General features: G+C 70.5%; 1 protein-coding gene and 2 pseudogenes. All 3 read right to left on the bottom strand.

Annotated elements, in window-relative coordinates; all coding sequences use genetic code 11:
• Positions 1-43: 43 nt before the first annotated feature.
• A pseudogene (locus tag DVK44_RS38050) lies at positions 44-2,206 on the bottom strand (type I polyketide synthase); the annotation flags it as partial.
• Positions 2,207-2,371: 165 nt separating this feature from the next.
• Positions 2,372-6,565 (bottom strand): annotated as a pseudogene (locus DVK44_RS38045) (type I polyketide synthase); the annotation flags it as partial.
• 30 nt (positions 6,566-6,595) lie between these two features.
• Positions 6,596-23,887 carry a type I polyketide synthase gene (locus tag DVK44_RS36875; RefSeq protein ID WP_181957594.1) on the bottom strand — a complete coding sequence of 5,764 codons (17,292 nt, stop codon included), beginning with the start codon at positions 23,885-23,887 and terminating at the stop codon, positions 6,596-6,598.

Here is a 23,887-nt window from a genome sequence, read left to right as displayed (position 1 = left end):
ACCACGGGAGAAATGACCGAACTCCCGGACTAATCAATTCCTTCTAATCAATTCCTTGATCGACGAAGGCGAAGAGGTCTTCGTCGGACGCGGTGTCGACATCGTCGAGGTCCGTCTTCTCCGGCTCACCGCACAGATCGAGAATCTCGCGAAGGCGCTCGGCGATCCGGTCGCGGTCCGCCGCCTCGGCGGCAACGGCGGGGAAGGTCGCCTTGAGATTGCTCAGATAGGTCAGAACCGTTTCGGTCGCGGACGGTTCATCGGTCTTGAGCTGTTCGTGCAGATAGGTGACCACCCGTCCCGGAGTCGGGTGGTCGAACACCAGGGTGGCGGGCAGGCTCAGTCCGGTCGCCGTGGCGAGCCGGTTACGGAGTTCCACCGCCGTCAGCGAGTCGAACCCGAGGTCCCGGAAGACCTGGCCACCGCCGATGGCGTCGGGCGACGCATGGCCGAGGACCGCGGCGGCATGGCCGCGGACCAGCTCCAGCAGGAATCCGGCGCGCTCCTCCGCCGGTACGGCGGCCCACCGCTCGGTGAAACCACCGCCGGATCCGGGCTGCTCACGCCGGCCGCCGCTCCGGCGGACCCTGCCACCCCCCATGCCGGACGAGCGCTTCGCCGTCGGGATCTCCTCCCCGGCGCGCCAGCGGGTCAGCCCCATCACAGCCTGGTCGGTGAGGAGCGCCCGGTCGAACAATGCCAGTCCCTGTGGCACCGACAGCGGCAGCATCCCCGCCCCGGCCATCCGCTGAAGGTCGATGCCCGACAGGGTCCCGGTCAGCCCGACCTCGGTCGTCCACGATCCCCACGCCATCGATACTCCGGGCAGGCCCTCCTGTCGGCGCAACTGAACGAGTGTGTCGGCGAAGACATTGCCCGCGGCGTAGTTGGCCTGTCCGGGACCGCCCATCAGACCTGCCAGGGACGAGAACACCACGAAGAACGACAGTTCTCTGTCGCGGGTGAGTTCGTGCAGATGCCAGGTGGCGTCCACCTTCGGCGCGAGCACCCGGTCCAGCCGTTCAGACGTCAGCGATCCGATCACACCGTCATCGAGAACGCCGGCTGTGTGCACCACTCCAGTAAGGGGGTGTTCATCGGGTACGCCGGCCAGCAGCGCCGCGACCGAGGCACGGTCGGACACATCACACGCCACGACGGTCGTCCGGGCGCCGAGTTCGGTCAGCTCCTCCACCAACGCGGTAGCACCCTCGGCCTGTTCACCCCGGCGGCTCGCCAGTACGAGGTTGCGCACGCCATGCGTCCGTACCAGATGCCGGGCCACCGCACTGCCCAGACCACCCGTACCACCCGTGACCACCACCGTGCCGTCAAGATCCACCGGCTCCGGCATCGTCAACACCAACTTGCCCGTATGCCGCGCCTGACTCATCAACCGGAAAACCCCACGCGCCCCACGCACATCAGACGCCACCACCGGCAACGGACGCAACACACCCGCCTCAAACAACCCCATCAACTCACCCAGCATCTCACCAATCCGATCCGGACCGGCATCAATCAAATCAAACGCCTGATACCCCACACCCCGCCGAACCGCCCCAACATCAGACACCGAACGAACATCCGTCTTACCCATCTCAATAAACCGACCACGATCAGCCAACAACCGCAACGACGCATCCACAAACTCACCCGCCAACGAATTCAACACCACATCCACACCACGCCCCCCGGACACCCCCAGAAAACGCCCCTCAAAATCAACCGAACGCGACGAACCCACATGATCATCATCAACACCCAACGACCTCAGCACACCCCACTTACTCTCACTCGCCGTCGCAAACACCTCCAACCCAAAATGACCCGCCAACTGAATCGCCGCCATCCCCACCCCACCCGCACCCGCATGCACCAACAACGACTCACCCGGCACCACACCCGCCAAATCCACCAACCCGTAATACGCCGTCAAAAACGCAATCGGCACCCCCGCAGCCTCAACAAACGACCACCCCTCCGGAACCCCCACCACCAAACGCTCATCCGTCACCACCACCGGACCAAACCCACCAGAAACCATCCCCAACACACGATCCCCCACCACCACACGCGACACACCAGGCCCCACCCCCAACACCACACCAGAAACCTCACCACCCAACAAACCCGCATCCCCCGGATACATCCCCAACGCACTCAACACATCACGAAAATTCACCCCCGCCGCACGCACACCAATCCGCACCTCACCCACACCCAACTCCCCCACCAACCCCGAAACCCCCACCAACGACAACCCCTCCAACGTCCCCCCACCCACCGACTCCAACCGCCACAACCCACCCACCGGCGGCACCAAACCCCCCACCTCAGAGTCCTGGACCAGCCGCAGCACCCGCACAGCGCCCTCGCGAACCGCCACCTGCGACTCGCCGCACGCGACCGCACGTGCCACGGCGTCGAGGGTGGTGTCGGTGTCGGGATCACCCTGGTCAGCCAGGTCGACCAGAGTGATCCGGTCCGGGTTCTCCGTCTGCGCCGAACGAACCAGCCCCCACACCGCGGCCCCCGGCAGATCCGTCACCGGATCCCCCTCACCCGTCGTCACCGCACCCCGCGTCACCACAACCAACCGCGAATCAGACAGACGCGACGCATCCAACCAGCACCGCACCTGCTCCAGCACCCACCCCGTCACCTCATGCACCCGACCCACCACAGAACCCGACCCCAGCACCCCACCACGCGGAACCACCAGCACCACACCCCGCGGAGTCTCCCGACCCGAGTCGACAGCGGCGAGCAGGGCAGCCATGTCCGCGAAGTCCGCGTGATCCGTGGCCGACCCCACCACCAGGTCGAGCGAGGCACCGGCCGACGACGGGGCGCCCGCCGGGTCGATCCACTGCGGCACGAGGACAACCGTGTCCGTGTCCGTAGCCGAGTCCGTACCCGTCGTGTCCCCGCGACCGGCGCCGAAGGCCCCGGCCGGCAGCGGACGCGTCACCATCGAGCCGATGGACAGCACCGGAGCACCCGTGGTGTCGGCCACGGCGATGGACACCTCGTCCGGGCCCGTACGCGCGAGGCTCACCCGTACCCTCGTCGCGCCCGGCGCCCTCAGGACGACATCGGTGAACGTGAACGGAAGCCGGGCGGACTCCGCGGGGGCGAGCCCGGCGAACGTCGCCGCGTGCAGCACCGCGTCCAGCAGCGCCGGGTGGACGCCGAACGCCTCGGCCTGCCCTGTCCGTACCTCGGGCAGCACGACCTCGGCCCAGACGCGGTCACCACGGTGCCACGCCCGGGTAAGGCCCTGGAACACCGGCCCGTACGTCACCTCGTGGCCCGCTTCCATGTCGTACAGGCCAGAGGTGTCGATCGCCGTCGCGTCGGTGGGCGGCCACGGTCCGGTCAGGGCCGGGGCATCGGCGTCGGCTCCGCCGTCTTCGAGCACTCCGGTCAGTACGCCGGTGGCATGCCGGGTCCAGGACTCATCGCCGTCCTGGCGTGCGTGGATCGCCAGAGACCAGCCGTCCTCCCGTTCCGTGAGGGCGATCTGGATCTGGCGGGTGCCCCGCGCGGGGAGCGTCAGCGGCTCCTCCAGGACCAGTTCGGCGATACGGTCGCACCCCACCGCGTCACCGACGCGCAGTGCCAGTTCCACGAACCCGGTGCCGGGGAACACCGCAGTTCCGCGCACCCTGTGGTCCGCCAGCCACGGGTGGGACCGCAGCGACAACCGGCCGGTGAAGAGCATTCCGCCGGACTCGGGCAGGGTGACCATCGCGCCGAGGAGCGGGTGTTCGGCCGAATCCAGACCGGCACCCACGACATCTCCGACCAGGGGCAGTGTGCCGGGCCAGTACCGCTGGTGCTGGAAGGCGTACGTCGGCGGTTCGACCTGGCGGGCGGCGATCCCGGCGAACACCGGGTCCCACGAGACGCGTCCGCCCCGGACGAACAGCTCGGCCAGCGAGGCGACCATCCGCCGGGCACCGCCCTCACCCCGGCGCAGCGTCCCAACAACAACACCGGTGTGCCCGGCGCTCTCCAGGGTCTCCTGGACGGACATGGCGAGTACCGGATGGGGGCTGACCTCGATCAGTGTCCGGTGGCCGTCGGCGATCAGCGCACGGGTGGCCTGCTCGAACCGTACGGTCTCGCGCAGGTTACGCACCCAGTACGCGGCGTCGGCGGTGCTTGTGTCCATGGCCTGTCCGGTGACGGAGGAGTACACCGGCACCGACGCCGACCGGGGCCGGACCGGCGCCAGTTCGCGGAGCAGCCGGTCCCTGATCTCCTCGACCTGAGCCGAGTGGGAGGCGTAGTCCACCGGGATCTTCCGGGCGCGGATCTCCTGGCCGTCGCAGTGGGCGAGGAACTCCCGCAGGGCGGACGGCTCGCCGGACACGACGACGGACGCCGGGCCGTTGACGGCGGCCACGCACAGCCGGCCCCGCCACTCGGCGATCAGTTCGGTGACCTGTCCCACGGGGAGCGATACGGCCGCCATGCCACCGCCGCCGGCCAGTGTGTCGGCGATCGCCTGGCTCCGCAGCGCCACGATCCGGGCCCCGTCGGACAGCGACAGTCCGCCCGCCACGCACAATGCGGCGATCTCCCCCTGGGAATGCCCCACCACGGCGGCCGGCTCGACACCGCACGACCGCCACAGCTTCGCGAGCGACACCATCACCGCCCACAGCACCGGCTGCACCACCTGTACCCGGTTCAGAGCCGCCTCATCGTCCAGCACGTCCGACAGCGACCAGTCGACGAAGGGGTCCAGCGCCTTCGCGCACTCCGTCATCGCCTCCGCGAACACCGGTGACACATCGGCCAGTTCCCGGGCCATGCCGACCCACTGGGCCCCCTGGCCGGGGAACACGAACACCGCACCGGACCCGGCGCCCGCACCCGCGTGCCCCTGGATCGCGTGGGGTGTGGGCTCGCCGTCGACCACGGCGCGCAGCACCGCGAGGAGTTCGGCGCGGTCACCGCCGGTGACCACCAGCCGGTTATCGAACCGCGTCCTGGTCGTCGCCAGCGCGGCTCCCACGGCGGCGGGATCGGCGGCGGGGTCGGTGTCCGCCCACGCCAACAGCCGTGCGGCCTGGGCTCGTACAGCCTGGTCGGTTCGCCCCGACAGCACCCACGGGACGGTGTCCCGGACGAGGCCCGGCGCGGCTTCCGTGTCGGTGTCGGTAGCGGAGGCGGTGGCAGGCTCTGCCGCTGCCTCCGCCTCGCCCTGCGGTGCGGCTTCGAGGATGACGTGCGCGTTGGTGCCGGACACTCCGAAGGAGGACACCCCTGCCCGGCGCGGACGACCGGCCTCGGGCCAGGGGGTCGAGTCGGTCAGCAGCCGTACCGCGCCCTGGGACCAGTCGACCTTGGACGACGGCGCGTCCACGTGCAGCGTCCGCGGCACCAGACCGTGGCGTATCGCCATGACCATCTTGATGACACCGGCGACTCCGGCGGCGGCCTGGGTGTGACCGAGGTTCGACTTCAGCGAACCGAGGAGTACGGGCCGATCGGCCGGCCGGTCCTGGCCGTACGTCGCGAGCAGCGCCTGCGCCTCGATCGGGTCGCCCAGCACCGTACCCGTACCGTGTGCCTCCACGACATCGATCTCGCCGGCCGACAGTCCGGCCCCGGCCAGCGCCTGTCGGATCACCCGCTGCTGCGCCGGGCCGTTGGGCGCGGTCAGACCGTTGGACGCGCCGTCCTGGTTGACGGCACTGGACCGTACGACCGCCAGCACCCGGCGGCCCTCGCGCCGCGCGTCCGAGAGGCGCTGGACCACCAGCATCCCGGCACCCTCGGACCAGCCCGTGCCGTCAGCACCGTCCGCGAACGCCTTGCACCGGCCATCGGCCGCCATACCGCCCTGGAGGGAGAAGCCGACAAAGGTGTCCGGGGTGGCCATCACGCTGACCCCGCCGGCCAGGGCCATGGTGCACTCCCCGGCCCGCAGCGCCTGTACGGCCAGGTGCAGGGCGACCAGCGACGACGAACACGCGGTGTCGACCGTCAGCGCCGGGCCCTGAAGGCCCAGTACGTACGCCACCCGGCCCGACGCCACACTCTGCGAACCCCCGGTGATCAGATGCCCCGCCACGTCCTCGCCGGACCGGCCCGCCACCTCCAGATAGCCCGAGGGGAAGGTGCCGACGAAAACACCGACATTCGATCCGGTGAGTGACGCCGGGTCGGTCCCGGCGTGTTCCAGCGCCTCCCAGGACGTCTCCAGCAGCAGTCGCTGTTGCGGGTCCATGGCGATCGCCTCACGCGGCGAGATCCCGAAGAACTCCGCGTCGAAGTCACCGACTCCGTCCAGGAATCCGCCCTCGGCCGTGACCGAGGTGAAGGATCCCGCGCCGGTCAGTCCGTCCAGGTCCCAGCCCCGGTCGGCCGGGAAACCGGAGATGGCGTCCCGGCCGTCGGCGACCAGGTCCCAGAGCTGGTCCGGGTTCGACACACCACCGGGGAAGCGGCAGGCCATGCCGACGATCGCGATGGGCTCGTCGGTGCCGAGTTCCAGCTCGGCCAGCCGGAGCCGGGTCTGGTGAAGCTCGGTGGTGACTTTCTTCAGATAGTCGAAGAGCTTCTTGTCGGTCATGTCTCACTCACTCCCCGACCCGGAGATACCGAGCTGGTTCTCGATGAACTGGTAGACGTCGTCCGGGGTTTCCCAGTGATCGTCGGACGGTTCCCCGGTCTCGGGTCCGTCGTTGCGGGTCCACTGCGTGAGCAGCGACCGCAGGCGGTTCGTAATCGCTTGCCGGTCCTCGCCGGCCACCTCGACCCCGGTGAGCAGATCGCCCAGCTGTTCCAGACCGGAGAGGACGGAGCCCACCGAGGGACCGGTGCCGGCGTCTGTGCCGGTGCCAGTGCCGGTGCTGGGCAGCGCTTCTCCGAGCAGGCCGGTCAGAAGACCGACCAGTTCGGCGATCGTCGGATAGTCGAACACCAACGTGGCGGGCAGCCGCAGCCCGGTCGCCGAGGCGAGCCGGTTGCGCAGTTCGACGGCGGTCAGCGAGTCGAACCCCAGCTGCTTGAACGCCTGGCCGCTGTCGATGTCGTGGGCGGAGATGTGGCCGAGGACCGCGGCGGCGTGTCCACGGACCAGGTCCAGCAGATGGCGGTCACGGTCCTCCGCCGGAAGGGCGGCCCACCGGTCGGTGAAGGTGTCCGCGTCCTTCCGCCGGTCGTCCGCGATCCGGCGCACCACACCACCGGAGACGAGCGGGCGCATCATCGGTGGCAGATCGCCCTGGCTCCGTAGTACGGCCTGGTCCAGCCTGGTCAGCCCTACCACGGCCTGATCCGCGAGGAGCGCTTGGTCGAACAGTTCCAGGCCCTGTGACATCGACAGCGGGGGCATTCCGGAGTTGTTCATGCGCTGGAGGTCGACATCGGAGAGCGTCCCGGTCAGCCCGGCCTCGGGGGTCCAGCCACCGAACGCCATCGATACTCCGGGCAGGCCCTCCTGTCGACGCAACTGAACGAGCGTGTCGGCGAAGACATTGCCCGCGGCGTAGTTGGCCTGTCCGGGACCCCCCATCAGACCTGCCAGGGACGAGAACACCACGAAGAACGACAGTTCTCTGTCGCGGGTGAGTTCGTGCAGATGCCAGGTGGCGTCCACCTTCGGCGCGAGCACCCGGTCCAGCCGTTCAGACGTCATCGATCCGATCACACCGTCATCAAGAACGCCCGCCGTGTGCACCACTCCGGTGAGGGGGTGTTCATCGGGTACGGCCGCCAGCAGCGCCGCGACCGAAGCGCGGTCGGACACATCGCACGCCACGACACTCGTCCGCGCGCCGAGTTCGGTCAGCTCCTCCACCAACGCGGTAGCACCCTCGGCCTGTTCACCCCGGCGGCTCGCCAGTACGAGGTTACGCACGCCATGCGTCCGTACCAAATGCCTGGCCACCGCACTGCCCAGACCACCCGTACCACCCGTGACCACCACCGTGCCGTCAAGATCCACCGGCTCCGGCATCGTCAACACCAACTTGCCCGTATGCCGCGCCTGACTCATCAACCGGAAAACCCCACGCGCCCCACGCACATCAGACGCCACCACCGGCAACGGACGCAACACACCCGCCTCAAACAACCCCATCAACTCACCCAATATCTCACCAATCCGATCCGGACCGGCATCAATCAAATCAAACGCCTGATACCCCACACCCCGCCGAACCGCCCCAACATCAGACACCGAACGAACATCCGTCTTACCCATCTCAATAAACCGACCACGATCAGCCAACAACCGCAACGACGCATCCACAAACTCACCCGCCAACGAATTCAACACCACATCCACACCACGCCCCCCGGACACCCCCAGAAAACGCCCCTCAAAATCAACCGAACGCGACGAACCCACATGATCATCATCAACACCCAACGAACTCAGCACACCCCACTTACTCTCACTCGCCGTCGCAAACACCTCCAACCCAAAATGCCCCGCCAACTGAATCGCCGCCATCCCCACCCCACCCGCACCCGCATGCACCAACAACGACTCACCCGGCACCACACCCGCCAAATCCACCAACCCGTAATACGCCGTCAAAAACGCAATCGGCACCCCCGCCGCCTCAACAAACGACCACCCCTCCGGAACCCCCACCACCAAACGCTCATCCGTCACCACCACCGGACCAAACCCACCAGAAACCATCCCCAACACACGATCCCCCACCCCCACACGCGACACACCAGGCCCCACCCCCAACACCACTCCAGAAACCTCACCACCCAACAAACCCGCATCCCCCGGATACATCCCCAACGCACTCAACACATCACGAAAATTCACCCCCGCCGCACGCACCCCAATCCGCACCTCACCCACACCCAACTCCCCCACCAACCCCGAAACCCCCACCAACGACAACCCCTCCAAAGTCCCCCCACCCACCGACTCCAACCGCCACAACCCACCCACCGGCGGCACCAAACCACCCTCTTCCGTACCACGCGAGAGGCGCGGGGCCCGTACGGCCGTGCCACGGACCGCCACCTGCGGCTCACCGCCGACGATCGCCCGCGCCACGGCGTCGAGGGCGGGGGCGGTGTCCAGGTCGACCAGGGTGATCCGGTCGGGATTCTCCGTCTGCGCGGAACGAACCAGCCCCCACACCGCGGCCCCCGGCAGATCCGTCACCGGATCCCCCTCACCCGTCGTCACCGCACCCCGCGTCACCACAACCAACCGCGAATCGGACAGACGCGACGCGTCAAGCCAGCACCGCACCTGCTCCAGCACCCACCCCGTCACCTCATGCACCCGGCCCACCACAGAATCCGACCCCAGCACCCCACCACGCGGAACCACCAGCACCACACCCCGCGGTGCGGGCATGCCGTACTCGACGGCGCTGGTCAGGGTGGCGACATCCGTGTGGTCGGCGTGGTCGGCCGGGGATCCCACCGTGACCCAGTCGTCGGTGCGCGGAGCCCGGTCGGTGGTCCTGATATCCGTCCAGTGCGGGGCGAGGACCACGGTGTCCTGTACCGCGGCTCCTCCCAGCGCGCCTTCGGGCAGCCGGCGGACCAGCAGCTTCCCGATGGACAGCACCGGCGCGCCCGTACTGTCGGCCACGGCGACGGAGACTTCGTCGGGGCCGGTCCGGGTCAGGCACACCCGTACCCGGGTCGCGCCCGAGGCCGTCAGCGCCACCTCCGAGAACATGAACGGCAGCCGCGCCGCATCGTCCGGGGCCAGCCCGGCGAACATCGCCGCGTGCAGCACCGCGTCCAGCAGCGCCGGGTGGACGCCGAACGCCACCGCCCCGGCCCGCTGCGGCTCGGGCAGCTCGACCTCGGCCCATACGCGGTCGCCCCGCGTCCAGGCCCGGGCAAGGCCCTGGAACGCCGGTCCGTAGGCCAGATCGGTGTCCGGTCCCGCGTCGTAGATTCCCGTGGTGTCCACGGCCACGGCTCCGGCGGGCGGCCACACCCCGTCGAAGACCGTACCGTCGCCGTCACCCGCGCCGTTTGCGGCGGCTGTGCCCGGGGTCCCGTGGATGCCGGTCCCGGTCAGGACGCCGGTGGCATGCCGGGTCCAAGTCTCGCCACCGTCCGGGCAGGCGTGGACGGCCACGGCCCAGCCGTGCTCCTGCTCGGTGAGGACGACCTGCACCTGGCAGCCGCCCTGGGCCGGAAGCACCAACGGTGTCTCCAGAACCAGTTCGGCCACCCGGTCGCAGCCCACGGCGTCACCGGCGCGAATCGCCAGCTCAACAAACCCGGTGCCGGGGAAGACGACCTTGCCCTGGACGACATGGTCGGCGAGCCAGGGGTGTGTGTGGAGCGACAGCTTTCCGGTGAACAGCATCCCGCCGGACTCGGGCAGGGCGACCGTCGCGCCCAGGAAGGGGTGCTCGGCCGGCCGGAGTCCGGCCGCCGCCACATCACCGACCGCGGCGGGGAGGGTCGGCCAGTAGCGCCGGCGCTGGAACGCGTACGTGGGCAGCTCCACCCGCCGGGCGCCAACCCCTGCGAAGAGGGACTCCCAGGTCAGCGGGGTGCCCGCGGTGAACAGCCGGGCAGCGGCCTCGACGAGGGTGGTGTCCTCGGGCTGGTCGTCGCCGCGCAGCAGTGCGACGGCGGTGACGGCCTCGGTGCAGGTCTGCTGGGCCATCGCGGCCAGCACACCGCCCGGCCCCACCTCGATCAGCGTCCGTACGCCCAACTCCTCCAGCCGGCGCACACCGTCCGCGAACCGGACCGGCTCCCGCACCTGACGCACCCAGTACGCCGGCGCGGCGAACGTCTCCGCGTCCACCACCTCACCGGTCAGCGTCGACACCACCGCGATCCGCGGCGCATGCCAGACCAGCGACTTCAGTACCTGCTCGAACTGGTCGAGCATCGGCTCCATCAACGACGAGTGGAAGGCGTGGGACACCCGCAGCCGGCTTGTCCGCCGCCCCATCGCCGCGAACATCTCGGCGACTTCGATGACTTCGGTCTCATGCCCCGCGATCACGACGGATTCAGGTCCGTTGACCGCGGCTATCGACACCCGCTCGGAGAGCAGCCCGGCGACCTCGTCCTCAGCGGCCTGAACCGCGACCATCGCGCCACTGGTCGGCAGCGCCTGCATCAGCCGACCGCGCGCCGCCACGAGACGACACGCATCCGCCAAGGACAGCACACCCGACACATGCGCGGCAGCGATCTCACCCACCGAGTGGCCCAGCAGATAGTCCGGAGTCACTCCCCACGACTCCAGCACCCGGAACAGCGCCACCTCCACCGCGAACAACGCAGGCTGCGCCCACCCCGTCCGCTCCAACAGGTCCGGATCCTCACCCCACATGACCTCGGTCAGCGACCGGTCCAGCTGCGGATCCAGCTCGGCGGCCACCGCGTCGAACGCCTCCGCGAACACGGCCGAGCGTACGTACAGCCGCCGACCCATGCCCAGGCGCTGGGCGCCCTGGCCGCTGAACAGCACACCGACGCCGGCGCTCATCGGGGCATGCCCCCGTACCACTCGCGTCGTAGGAGTGTCCGCCACCAAGGCGCGCAGTCCGGTGAGCAGTTCGTCGCGATCGGCGCCGGTGATCACCGCACGGTGGTCGAACACGGAGCGGGTGACCGCCAGGGACCAGCCCGCGTCGAGCACATCGAGGCCGGTGTCGGCGCTCGCGAGGTCCAACAGGCGGGCGGCCTGGTCGCGTACCGCGTCGGCGGTCCGGGCGGACAGGACCCACGGGACCGCGGCCCGCACCAGACCGGCGGCGGGGTCTGCCTCTGCGGGGTCGTACGCGTCCTCGGTCCCTGCCCCGACACCGGCCTCGGCGGGTGCTTCGAGGATCACATGGGCGTTCGTGCCCGACACACCGAAGGCCGATATGCCCGCCCGGCGCGGACGGCCGGTCTCCGGCCACGGTGTCGCCTCGGTCAGCAGCCGTACGGTTCCCTGCGTCCAGTCGACCTTCGAGGACGGGGCGTCCACATGCAGTGTGGGCGGCAGCACACCGTGCCGCATGGCCATGACCATCTTGATGATGCCCGCGACTCCGGCGGCGGCCTGGGTGTGACCAAGGTTGGACTTCAGCGAACCCAGCCACAGGGGCCGGTCCTCCGGGCGCCCTTGGCCGTAGGTGGCCAGCAGAGCCTGCGCCTCGATCGGGTCGCCCAGCACCGTACCCGTACCGTGCCCCTCCACCACATCCACCTCGGCGGACGACAGCCCGGCACCGGCCAACGCCTGCCGAATTACGCGCTGTTGGGAGGGGCCGTTGGGAGCGGTCAGCCCGTTGGACGCGCCATCCTGGTTGACGGCACTGGACCGTACGACCGCCAGCACCCGGCGGCCTTCCCGCCGCGCGTCCGACAGGCGCTGCACCACCAGCACCCCGGCCCCCTCGGACCACCCCGTACCGTCGGCCGCGTCCGCGAACGCCTTGCACCGGCCATCGGCGGCCAGTCCGCCCTGCTGGGTGAAGCCGACGAAGGTGTCCGGGGTCGCCATCACGGTCACCCCACCGGCGAGGGCCATTGTGCACTCGCCCGATCGCAGCGCCTGCGCTGCCAGATGGAGCGCCACCAGCGACGACGAACACGCCGTGTCCACCGTCATCGCCGGGCCCTGGAGCCCCAGCGTGTACGCCACCCGTCCGGAGACCACACTCTGCGAACCGCCGGTGATCAGATGCCCCGCCACATCGTCCCCGGAGCGGCCCGCCATCTCCGCGTAGCCCGAGGGGAACGCGCCCACGAACACCCCGACCGGGGTGCCGGTCAGTGACGCCGGGGCGATTCCAGCGTGTTCCAGCGCCTCCCACGAGGTCTCCAGCAGCAGCCGCTGCTGCGGATCGGTCGCCACCGCCTCACGCGGCGAGATCCCGAAGAACCCCGCGTCGAACTCCCCTACGCCTTCGAGGAATCCGCCCTGGCCGGTGACCGAGGCGCCGGCCCCGGAGCCGAACAGTTCGTCCAGGTCCCAGCCCCGGTCGGTCGGGAAGGCGGACACCGCGTCTCGGCCACCCGCCACCAGCGCCCAGAGCTGGTCGGCGTTCGCCACATCGCCGGGGAAGCGGCAGGCCATGCCGACGATGACGACCGGATCGTCGGTGACCGACACCACCGGCGGCAGGTTCAGGGCACCGTCCCCGATGGCGGTGGCGGTGCCGGTCCCGGCGGGTACGTCGCCGAGCAACTCGGCGAGATAAACGGCCAGTTCGGTGATCGTCGGGTAGTCGAAGACAAGCGTCGCGGGGAGCCGCAGGCCGGTGACGGCCGCGAGCCGGTTGCGCAGCTCCACCGCTGTCAGCGAGTCGAAGCCGAGCGCCCTGAACGCCTGGCCCTGGTCGATCTCCCGCGGCGAGGGATGACCTAGTGCCGCCGCGACATGGCCGCGGAGGAGATCGTGCAGGAAACGTGTGCGCTCCCCGGCCGGGATCGCCGTCCAGCGCCGGGCGAAACCGTCCGGGTGGTGACGGTCGTCCCCGGCCGCCGGGCGGGCGACGGTGGCCGGAACGAGCGACCGCAGCATCGGCGCCAGGCCGTCCAGCGTCCGCAGTACCGCCGGTTCCAGCCTCGTCAGTGCCACGACGGGTTCACCGGCCGTCAGGGCCCGGTCGAACAGCTCCAGTCCCTGTTCCGCCTCCATCGGGGGCATTCCCGAGGCGCGCAGCCGCTGAAGGTCGGCCGCGGCGAGCGCCCCGGTCAGCCCGATCTCGGGCGTCCACGGACCCCACACCATCGAGACCCCCGGCAGACCCGTCTGCCTGCGCCACTCCACCACCGCGTCGGCGAACACGTTCCCGGCCGCGTAGTTGCCCTGCCCCGGACCGCCCAGCAGTCCGGCGAGCGAGGAGAAGACGACGAACAGCGACAGATCCATGGACCGGGTCAGTTCGTGCAGCAGCCAGGTGGCGTCCGCCTTCGGCGCGAGTACGGCGTCGAGCCGCTCGCCCGTCAGCGATCCGATCACTCCGTCGTCGACCACACCCGCGGTGTGTACGACTCCTGATACGGGGTGTTCCGCGAGCAGCCCGGCGAGCGCCTCCCGGTCCGACACATCGCAGGCCACCACGGTGACCCGCGCGCCCCACTCGGTCAGTTCGGCGGCCAACTCGCGCGCACCTTCGGCTCGTTCGCCCTGTCGGCCGGCCAGTACGAGGCTCCGTACCCCGTACTCCCGCACCAGGTGCCGGGCGACCAGTCCGCCCAGACCGCCCGTGCCACCGGTGATCAGGACCGGGCCGTCCACCGCGACAGCGCCGAAGGTGGAGGTGGGCGTACTACGGACCAGACGGGGGACCCGTACGCCGGCATCGCGGAGGGCGAGCTGCGGCTCGCCCGTCCCGACCGCGCCCGCGAGCACAGCGAGATCGAGAGCGGCCCCGGGCGCCAGGTCGACCAGGGTGATCCGGTCCGGGTTCTCGGACTGCGCGGACCGCACCAGGCCCCAGACCGCCGCCCCCGGCAGGTCGGTCACCGGGTCGTCCGCACCGGTGGTGACCGCGCCCCGGGTGACCACGACCAGCCGCGTTCCGTCGAACCGCCGGTCCGCGAGCGAGCGCCGCAACTGCTCCAGAACCCATCCCGTGACCTCGTGCGCCCCGGCCACGAAGGACTCCGGCGAAGAGGTGTGCGGTACGGCGAGAACCACACACCCCGGAAGGGACGGATCGGTGCCGAGGCCGGCCGTCAGCGCGTCCCAGTCGGCGTAGTGTGCGGCGTTCTCGGAGTCCACGCGCGCGCCCAGCACGGTCCAGTCGTCGGTCCCGGCAACCGGTCCAGCTTCCCGTTCGGTCCAGCGCGGCACAAGGACAAGGGCGTCCTGCGGCCCGGAGACAAGGCCGGCCTCCGGCAGAGGGCGCATCGACAGCGAACCGACGGACAGCACGGGAGCACCGGAACCGTCCGCGACCGCTATCGACACCTCGTTGGCGCCGGTACGGGTCAGACACACACGCACCCGCGTGGCCTCCGAGGCCCACAGCGCGACCTCACCGAACATGAACGGCAGCAGGGCCTCCGCCGCCGCCTCCGCCGATTCCGGCTCCGCGAACCTCACCGCCTGCACCACCGCGTCCAGCAACGCCGGATGCATACCGAATGTCCTGGCGGATTCCCGCTGCGCTTCGGGCAGTTCGGCCTCGGCCCATACACGGACGCCCTGGGTCCACGCCCTGGTCAGCCCCTGGAACACCGGCCCGTAGAGCACATCGCCTTCGGCCGCGTAGATTCCGGACGTATCGGCCTCCGAGGCCCCGGCGGGCGGCCATGCCGCCCGCAGCCCGTCGAAGACCGCCGGGTCGGGAGCGGTTTCGGCGCCGGTCAGTACGCCGGTGGCGTGCCGCGTCCAACTCTCGCCGCCGTCGGGGCGGGCATGGACGGCAACCGTCCAACGGCCCGGCCGCTGCTCCTGAACCGGTTCCTGCTCGGTGAGGACGACCTGGATCTGGCAGCCTCCCTGAGCGGGAAGAACCAACGGCGCTTCCAGGATCAGTTCGCTCACCTGACCGCAGCCCACCGCGTCACCGGCCCGTACGGCCAGCTCGACAAACCCCGTGCCGGGGAAGACGACCGCACCGCGCACCACGTGGTCGGCCAGCCAGGGGTGCGTGTGGAGCGACAGCCTTCCGGTGAACAGCATCCCGCCCGAGTCGGGCAGAGCCACCATCGCGCCCAGCAACGGGTGCTCGGCGGCGGCCAGCCCCGCTCCCACCACATCCCCGATCACACCCACGGCGTCGGGCCAGTACCGCTGTCGCTGGAACGCGTAGGTGGGCAGCTCCGTCCGCTGTGCCCCGGTGAAGTACCGGTCCCAGTCAAGAGGGACGCCCCGGGCGAACAGAAGTCCCGCTCCGGCGGCCAGGGCGGTGTCCTCCGGCTGGTCGTCGCCGCGCAGCAGGGGTACGGCGGCGACGGCCTCGTCGGTGGCGGTGTGCTGCGCCATCGCGGCCAGAGCCCCGTTCGGCCCCGCCTCGATCAGCGTCCGTACGCCGAGCGCCTCCAACCGCCGTACACCATCGGCGAACCGGACGGTCTCCCGCACCTGACGCACCCAGTACGCCGGAGAGCAGAGCAGTTCCGCGGAGGCCACCTCACCGGTCAGCGTCGACACGAGGGGGATCCGCGGGATTCCCCACGCCAGAGTGGCCAATACCCGCTCGAACTCGTCGAGCATCGGCTCCATCAACGACGAGTGGAAAGCATGCGACACCCGCAGCCGACTCGTCCGCCGACCACGACCCGCGAACTCCCCCGCAATGCGCGTGACTTCCTCCTCATCACCCGCCAGAACCAATGACTCCGGCGAGTTGATCACCGCAATCGACACCCGCTCCGAGAGCAGCCCGGCGACCTCGTCCTCGCCAGCCTCCACCGCGACCATCGCGCCACCGGTCGGCAGCGCCTGCATCAGGCGACCGCGCGCCGCCACCAGACGACACGCATCAGCCAACGACAGCACACCCGACACATGCGCGGCAGCGATCTCACCCACCGAATGGCCCAGCAGATAGTCCGGAGTCACCCCCCACGACTCCACCACCCGGAACAGCGCCACCTCCACCGCGAACAACGCCGGCTGCGCCCAACCCGTACCCTCCAACAACCCAGGATCCTCACCCCACATGACATCAGTCAGCGGCCGGTCCAGCTGCGGATCCAACTCAGCCAGTACGCCGTCCAACGCCTCCGCGAACACCGCCGACGACGCGTACAACCGCCGCCCCATACCCAACCGCTGCGCACCCTGACCGCTGAACAGCACAGCCACGCCACCGCTCACCGGGCCGGGTCCCTGGATCGCCTGAGCCGTCGGTGCGCCGTCCGCCAGGGCCCGCAGCGCGGTCAGCAGTTCCTCGCGACCCGCGCCGACCACCGCCGTCCGGTGGTCGAAGACAGAGCGCGTCGCCGCCAGGGACCAGCCCGCGTCCCGCACATCCAGGTCGGATTCGGCCGCCGCCCAGTCCGCCAGCCGCGCGGCCTGAGCACGCACCGCCTCGGGGGTCCTGCCCGACATCACCCACGGCACCGCCGCTCCGGCACCGGGCACGGGACGGCCGGTACGGGGCTCGTCGGGATCGGCCGGCTCCGGGGCCTCAAGAATGACGTGCGCGTTCGTCCCCGACACCCCGAAGGACGACACACCCGCCCGGCGCGGGTGATCGGACTCCGGCCACGGAGTGGACTCGGTGAGCAGCCGCACCGCGCCCTCGGACCAGTCGATCTTCGTCGAGGGGGCATCCACGTGCAGGGTCCGCGGCAGCACACCGTGCCGCATCGCCATGACCATCTTGATCACACCGGCCATACCGGCCGCGGCCTGCGTATGGCCAAGGTTCGACTTCAGCGAACCGAGCAGAAGGGGCTGGTCGGCGGGACGGTCCTGGCCGTAGGCGGCGATCAGCGCCTGTGCCTCGATCGGGTCGCCCAGCACCGTCCCCGTACCGTGTGCTTCCACCGCGTCCACCTCGGCGGCGGACAGTCCGGCGCCGGCCAGTGCCTGCCGGATCACCCGCTGCTGTGCGGGACCGTTGGGAGCGGTCAGCCCGTTGGACGCGCCGTCCTGGTTGACGGCGCTCGACCGTACGACGGCCAGCACCCGGCGGCCCTCGCGGCGGGCGTCCGACAGCCGCTGTACCACCAGCACCCCGGCGCCCTCGGACCAGCCCGTGCCGTCGGCCGCGTCCGCGAACGCCTTGCACCGGCCGTCGGCCGCCAGCCCGCCCTGCACCGAGAATCCGATGAACGCGTCGGCGGTGGCCATCACGGTCACCCCGCCGACCAGGGCCATCGAGCACTCGCCCGTACGCAGCGCCTGCGCGGCCCAGTGCAGCGCCACCAGCGAGGACGAACACGCCGTGTCCACCGTCACCGCCGGACCGTGCAGCCCCAGTGTGTACGCCACCCGGCCCGACAGCACACTCTGCGAACCGCCGGTGACCAGGTGACCTGCCACATCGTCGATGGACCGGCTCGCCACCTGCGTATAGCCCGACTCGAAGGCTCCGACGAACACACCGACCGAGCTGCCCGCGAGCGACACCGGGGCGATTCCGGCGTGTTCCAGCGCCTCCCACGAGGTCTCCAGCAGCAGCCGCTGCTGCGGATCGGTCGCCACCGCCTCACGCGGTGAGATCCCGAAGAACCCCGCGTCGAACTCCCCTACACCGGCGAGGAATCCGCCCTTGGCCGTCACCGACGCGCCCGACCCCGATCCGGGGCCGTCGGGGCCGTACAGCTCCTCCAGGTCCCAGCCCCGGTCGACCGGGAAGTCCGACACGGCGTCCCGGCCTTCGGCCACCAGCCGCCACAGGTCGTCCGGGCCGGCCACATCGCCGGGGAAGCGGCAGGCCATGCCGACGATCACGATCGGGTCGTCGGTCACCGACACCACCGGCGGCAGGCTCGGCCGCTCGGTCTCGGCGGGCGCGTCACCGAGCAGTCCGGCCACATGGCCGGCGAGCGCGTCCATGGTCGGGTAGTCGAACACCAGAGTCGCGGGCAGCCGCAGCCCGGTCAGTCCGGCCAGCCGGTTACGGAGTTCCACCGCCGTCAGCGAGTCGAATCCGAGCGTCTTGAACGCCTGCCCCGTGTCGATCCGGTCGGCGGAGCTGTGCCCGAGGACAGCCGCGACATGCGCGCCGATCAAGTCCATGAGGGCGGTGGGGCGTTCCGCGGCCGGGATGCTCGCCCAGCGCCGGGCGAAACTGTCCGGGTCCTGGCGGTCGTCGCCGACGGACGGACGGGCCACACCGCCGGGGACGAGGGAGCGGAGCACGGACGGCAGGTCCGCCTGCCCGCGCAGCGCGACGAGGTCGAGACGCGTCAGCCCGAGCACCGCCTCGTCGCCACGAACGGCCTTGTCGAACAGGTCCAGCCCCTGTGCCACCGCGAGCGGGGGCATTCCCGTGCTGTTCATACGGCGCAGATCGATGTCGGAGAGGGTCCCGGTCAGCCCGATGTCCGGGGTCCAGGCTCCCCAGGCCATCGATACGGCGGGCAGGCCGAGCTGCCGTCGCCACTGGACCACGGCGTCCGCGAAGACGTTGCCCGCCGCGTAGTTGCCCTGGCCGGGGCTGCCCAGCAGCCCGGAGAGCGAGGAGAACATCACGAAGAGCGAGAGGTCCAGTTCCCGTGTCAGCTCGTGCAGGTGCCAGCCGGCGTCGACCTTCGGTGCCAGCACCCGGTCCACCCGGTCAGCGGTCAGGGAGCCGATGACACCGTCGTCGAGCACGCCCGCGGTATGGACGACACCGGACAGCGGATGCTCGGCGGGCACGGCCGCCAGTACGCCGGCCAATGCCTGACGATCCGTCACATCACAGGCGGTGACGGTGACCTGAGCGCCGAGCCCGGTCAGCTCCTCGACCAGTTCGGCGGCGCCCTCGGCCCGCTCTCCCGCGCGGCTGAGCAGGAGCAGGTGACGGACACCGTACGCGCGGACCAGGTGCCGTGCTGTGAGGCCGCCCAGACCGCCGGTCCCGCCGGTGATGAGGACCGTACCGGTGGAGACCTTGTCGTCAATCCCAGGCTCGTCGGTCACGGTCTCGTCGGTCATGGCCCGCCCAGTCCCGGGCTCATCCGCGGTCGCGGGGAGTGCCGCGGTGTGGCGGACCAGGCGCGGAACGCGCAGCGCGGTGCCGCGTACCGCGACCTGGGGCTCGCCGGTCGCGACCGCACGGAGCGGTGCCGCGAGGCCGGGGCCGAGGTCGTCGTAGGTCTCCAGGTCGACGAGGGTGATCCGGTCGGGGTTCTCCGCCTGGGCCGAGCGGACCAGGCCCCATACCGCCGCGGCGGGCAGGTCGAGTACCGGATCGTCCGCACCGGTGGTGACCGCCGCCTTGGTCACCACGGCCAGCCGCGTGTCGCCGAGGCGCGGTTCGGCCAGCCACTGCTGGAGCTGTTCGAGCGCCCACACCGTGACCCGGTGCGCCAGGCCGGCGACCGCCTCCGACGGGGCATCGGGGTGGTGCGGTACGGCGAGGAGCACCGTGCGGGGCACCGGGGTCCCACCGTCGAGCGCCGTGATGAGCGCGTCGAGGTCGGGATACGCCGCGTCCTGGCCCACGACGGCCCAGTCACCGGCGGACGGCACCGAACTGTCCGGGACAGCGTCCACACCGATCCAGCGGGGCACGAGCACGGCCGTGTCCTGAAGGCCGGCGGCGAAGTCGCCCTCCGGCAGCGGGCGGGTCAGCAGGGATCCGATCGACAGCACCGGGGAGCCCGTGCTGTCGGCCACGACGACGGCGACCTCGTCCTCGCCGGTGCGGGTCAGGCACACCCGTACCCGGGTCGCGCCCGAGGCCCGCAGGACGACATCGGTAAACGTGAAGGGCAGCCGGGCGGGCGCGATCGCGTCCGAGCCGGTGAAGAACATCGCGGCGTGCAACACGGAGTCGAGCAGAGCCGGGTGGATACCGAACGGTCCGGACTCCGCCGGACGGCTCTCGGGCAGGGCGACTTCGGCCCAGACCTGGTCGCCCTGACGCCATGCCTTGGTCAGGCCCTGGAACACCGGCCCGTAGAACACATCGGCGCCTGGACCGGTACGCCCGTCGGGACCAGCCTCTTGGTCCGCCTCCGGGTCCGCGTCGGTGCCGTACATCCCGGAGGTGTCGACCGCCTTCGCCCGAGCGGGCGGCCACACCGAATCGAGGTCGGCGAAGGCGCTCTCGTCTACGACGCCGCCGGTCGTACGGCGGGTCAGAACGCCGGTGGCGTGACGGGTCCAGGCGTCGGTGGTGTCGGGCCGAGCGTGGACGGCCAGGGTCCAGCAGCCGGGCAGCTCCTCGGTCAGGAGGAGCTGGATCTGACAGCCGCCCTGCGCGGGCACGACCAGTGGGGCTTCGAGCACCAGCTCACCGACCTGGTCGCAGCCCACCGCGTCGCCGGCTCTGATCGCCAGCTCCACGAATCCGGTGCCGGGGAACACGGCCACACCGCGCACCACATGGTCGGCCAGCCAGGGGTGCGACCGGAGGGAGATCCGGCCCGTGAACAGTGTGCCGCCGGACTGCGGCAGGGAGATCATCGCGCCCAGCAGCGGATGTCCGGCGGACGCCAGGCCCGCCCCGATGACATCCCCGACGGCGGCCGGGCTGTCCGGCCAGTACCGCTCGTGCTGGAACGCGTACGTCGGCAGGTCGACGCCCGGCCAGCCCTTCCCGTCGGCGGGGCCTGTGTCCGTGGCGGTGTCGGCACCCGCACCGGCTCCGCCGAACACCGCTTCCCACGCGACGTGTCCACCCCGCACGAACAGCTCGGCCAGCGACGCGCCCATCCGCCGGGCACCGCCCTCGCCACGGCGCAGCGTCCCCAGGACGACGCCCGTCTCACCGGCCTCGTCCAGTGTCTCCTGCACGGCGGTGGTCAGAACGGGGTGCGGACCGATCTCCAGCCACGCCCGGTATCCGTCGGCGATCAGTGCGTGGGTGACATCCTTGAACCGTACGGTCTCGCGCAGATTACGCACCCAGTAGGCCGCGTCAACGGCCGTGCCGGAGTCCAGAAGCTTCCCGGTGACGGAGGAGTACACGGGGACGGATGCCGGTTCCGGATGAACTGCCGCAAGCTCCTCAAGCAGCCGGTCCCGGATCACATCCACCTGAACCGAGTGGGAGGCGTAATCCACTGGAATGACGCGTGCACGGACGCTGTCCGCCTCGCATCCGACTACCAGCTCCCGCAGCGCCTCGGCATCACCGGAAATCACCACGGATGAGGGGCCGTTCACCGCCGCCAGCGAGAGTCGGCCGTCCCAGCGCTCGATCAGCTCTGTGGCCCGGTCGGCGGGCAGCGACACCGCCGCCATACCACCACCGCTACCCGCCAAGGTGTCCGCTATCGCGCGGCTCCGCAGAGCGACGACCCGGGCCCCGTCCGACAGCGACAGACCGCCCGCCACACAGAGGGCAGCGATTTCTCCTTGGGAATGGCCGACCACGGCGGCCGGCTCCACACCGCACGACCGCCACAGCTTCGCGAGCGACACCATCACCGCCCACAGAACCGGCTGCACCACCTCCACCCGGTCCAGGGCCACTTGATCATCCAGCACATCCGCGAGCTTCCAGTCCACGAACGCGCCCAGAGCCTCAGCGCACTCGGACATCGCCTCCGCGAACACCGGTGATACATCAATCAGTTCCCGCGCCATACCGACCCACTGGCCGCCCTGGCCCGGGAACACAAACACCACACCCGCGTCCGTGTCACCGGCCGCCGCACCCTGGACCACCTGCGGCACAGGCTCGCCCGCCACTACGGCCCGCAGCCCGGCCAGCAGCTCTTCGCGGTCGTCACCGGCCACCACCAGGCGGTGATCGAACAGAGCCCGGGTGGTGATCAACGACCGCCCCACAGCGGCCGGTTCGATCTCCGGGCTCGACCCCGTCCCGGCCCACTCCAAGAGCCGGGCCGCTTGGTCCCGTACTGCCTCTGCCGTCTTGCCCGACAGCACCCACGGCACCGCACCGCGCAGAACCGGCCGCGCCGGTACGCCGTCCTGTTCGGTCCGGGGCTCGGTCCCGGTCTCGGTGGCGGCTTCGAGAATGATGTGCGCGTTCGTCCCCGACACACCGAAGGACGACACCCCCGCCCGGCGTGGACGGCCCGTCTCGGGCCACGGGGTGGACTCGGTCAGCAGCCTTACGGCACCCCGGGACCAGTCGACCTTCGCGGAGGGCGCGTCCACGTGCAGGGTCGGCGGCAGCACGGCGTGCCGCAGCGCCATGACCATCTTGATCACGCCCGCGACACCGGCGGCGGCCTGCGCGTGCCCAATGTTCGACTTCAGGGACCCGAGCCACAACGGCCGTTCCTCCGGGCGCCCTTGGCCGTACGTGGCGAGCAGCGCCTGCGCCTCGATCGGGTCGCCCAGCACCGTACCCGTACCGTGTCCCTCGACCACGTCCACGTCGGCCGTCGACAGTCCGCCGTTCAGGAGGGCCTGCCGGATGACCCGCTGCTGTGCGGGACCGTTGGGCGCGGTCAGCCCGTTGGACGCGCCGTCCTGGTTGACGGCGCTCGACCGTACGACCGCCAGCACCCGGCGGCCTTCCTTTCGGGCGTCCGACAGGCGCTGCACCACCAGCACACCCGCACCCTCGGCCCATCCCGTGCCGTCGGCTGCGTCCGCGAACGCCTTGCACCGGCCGTCGGCCGCCAGCCCGCCCTGCTGGGAGAAGCCGATGAAGGTGTCCGGGGTCGCCATGACCGCCGTGCCACCGACGAGAGCCATCGAGCACTCCTCGGATCGCAGCGCCTGAACGGCCAGGTGCAGGGCGACGAGTGAGGACGAGCACGCGGTGTCCACCGTCAGCGCCGGGCCCTGGAGACCCAGGGTGTATGCCACGCGGCCGGAGATCACACTCTGGGAACCACCGGTGATCAGATGCCCCGCCACATCGTCCCCGGACCGGTCCGCCACCTCCACGTACCCCGAGGGAGAAGCACCGACGAACACGCCGACCTGGCCACCCGCCAGGGACGACGGGGCGATGCCCGCGTGCTCCAGCGCCTCCCAGGACGTCTCCAGCAGCAGCCGCTGCTGCGGGTCCATCGCGATCGCCTCACGCGGCGAGATCCCGAAGAAGCCCGCGTCGAACTCCCCGGCGCCCGCGAGGAAGCCGCCTTCGGCCGTGGCCGAGGCGCTGTTCCCGCTGCCGTGCAGCGCCTCCAGGTCCCAGCCGCGGTCGTCGGGGAAGCCCGAGATCGCGTCCCGGCCCTCGTCGACCAAGTCCCAGAGCTGATCGGGGCCGAACACACCGCCGGGCAGCCGGCATGACATGCCGATGATCGCGATCGGCTCGGTCGAGGCGGCGACGAGCTGCTGGTTCTTGCGCTGGAGTCGCTTGTTCTCCAGCAACGAGGCGCGCAACGCGTCAACTATTTTGTCCGCAGACGTACTCAT

It is taken from the genome of Streptomyces paludis (assembly GCF_003344965.1).
In the GTDB taxonomy this organism is placed as follows: Bacteria; Actinomycetota; Actinomycetes; order Streptomycetales; family Streptomycetaceae; genus Streptomyces; species Streptomyces paludis.
This window is presented reverse-complemented; position numbering and strand designations above follow the sequence as displayed.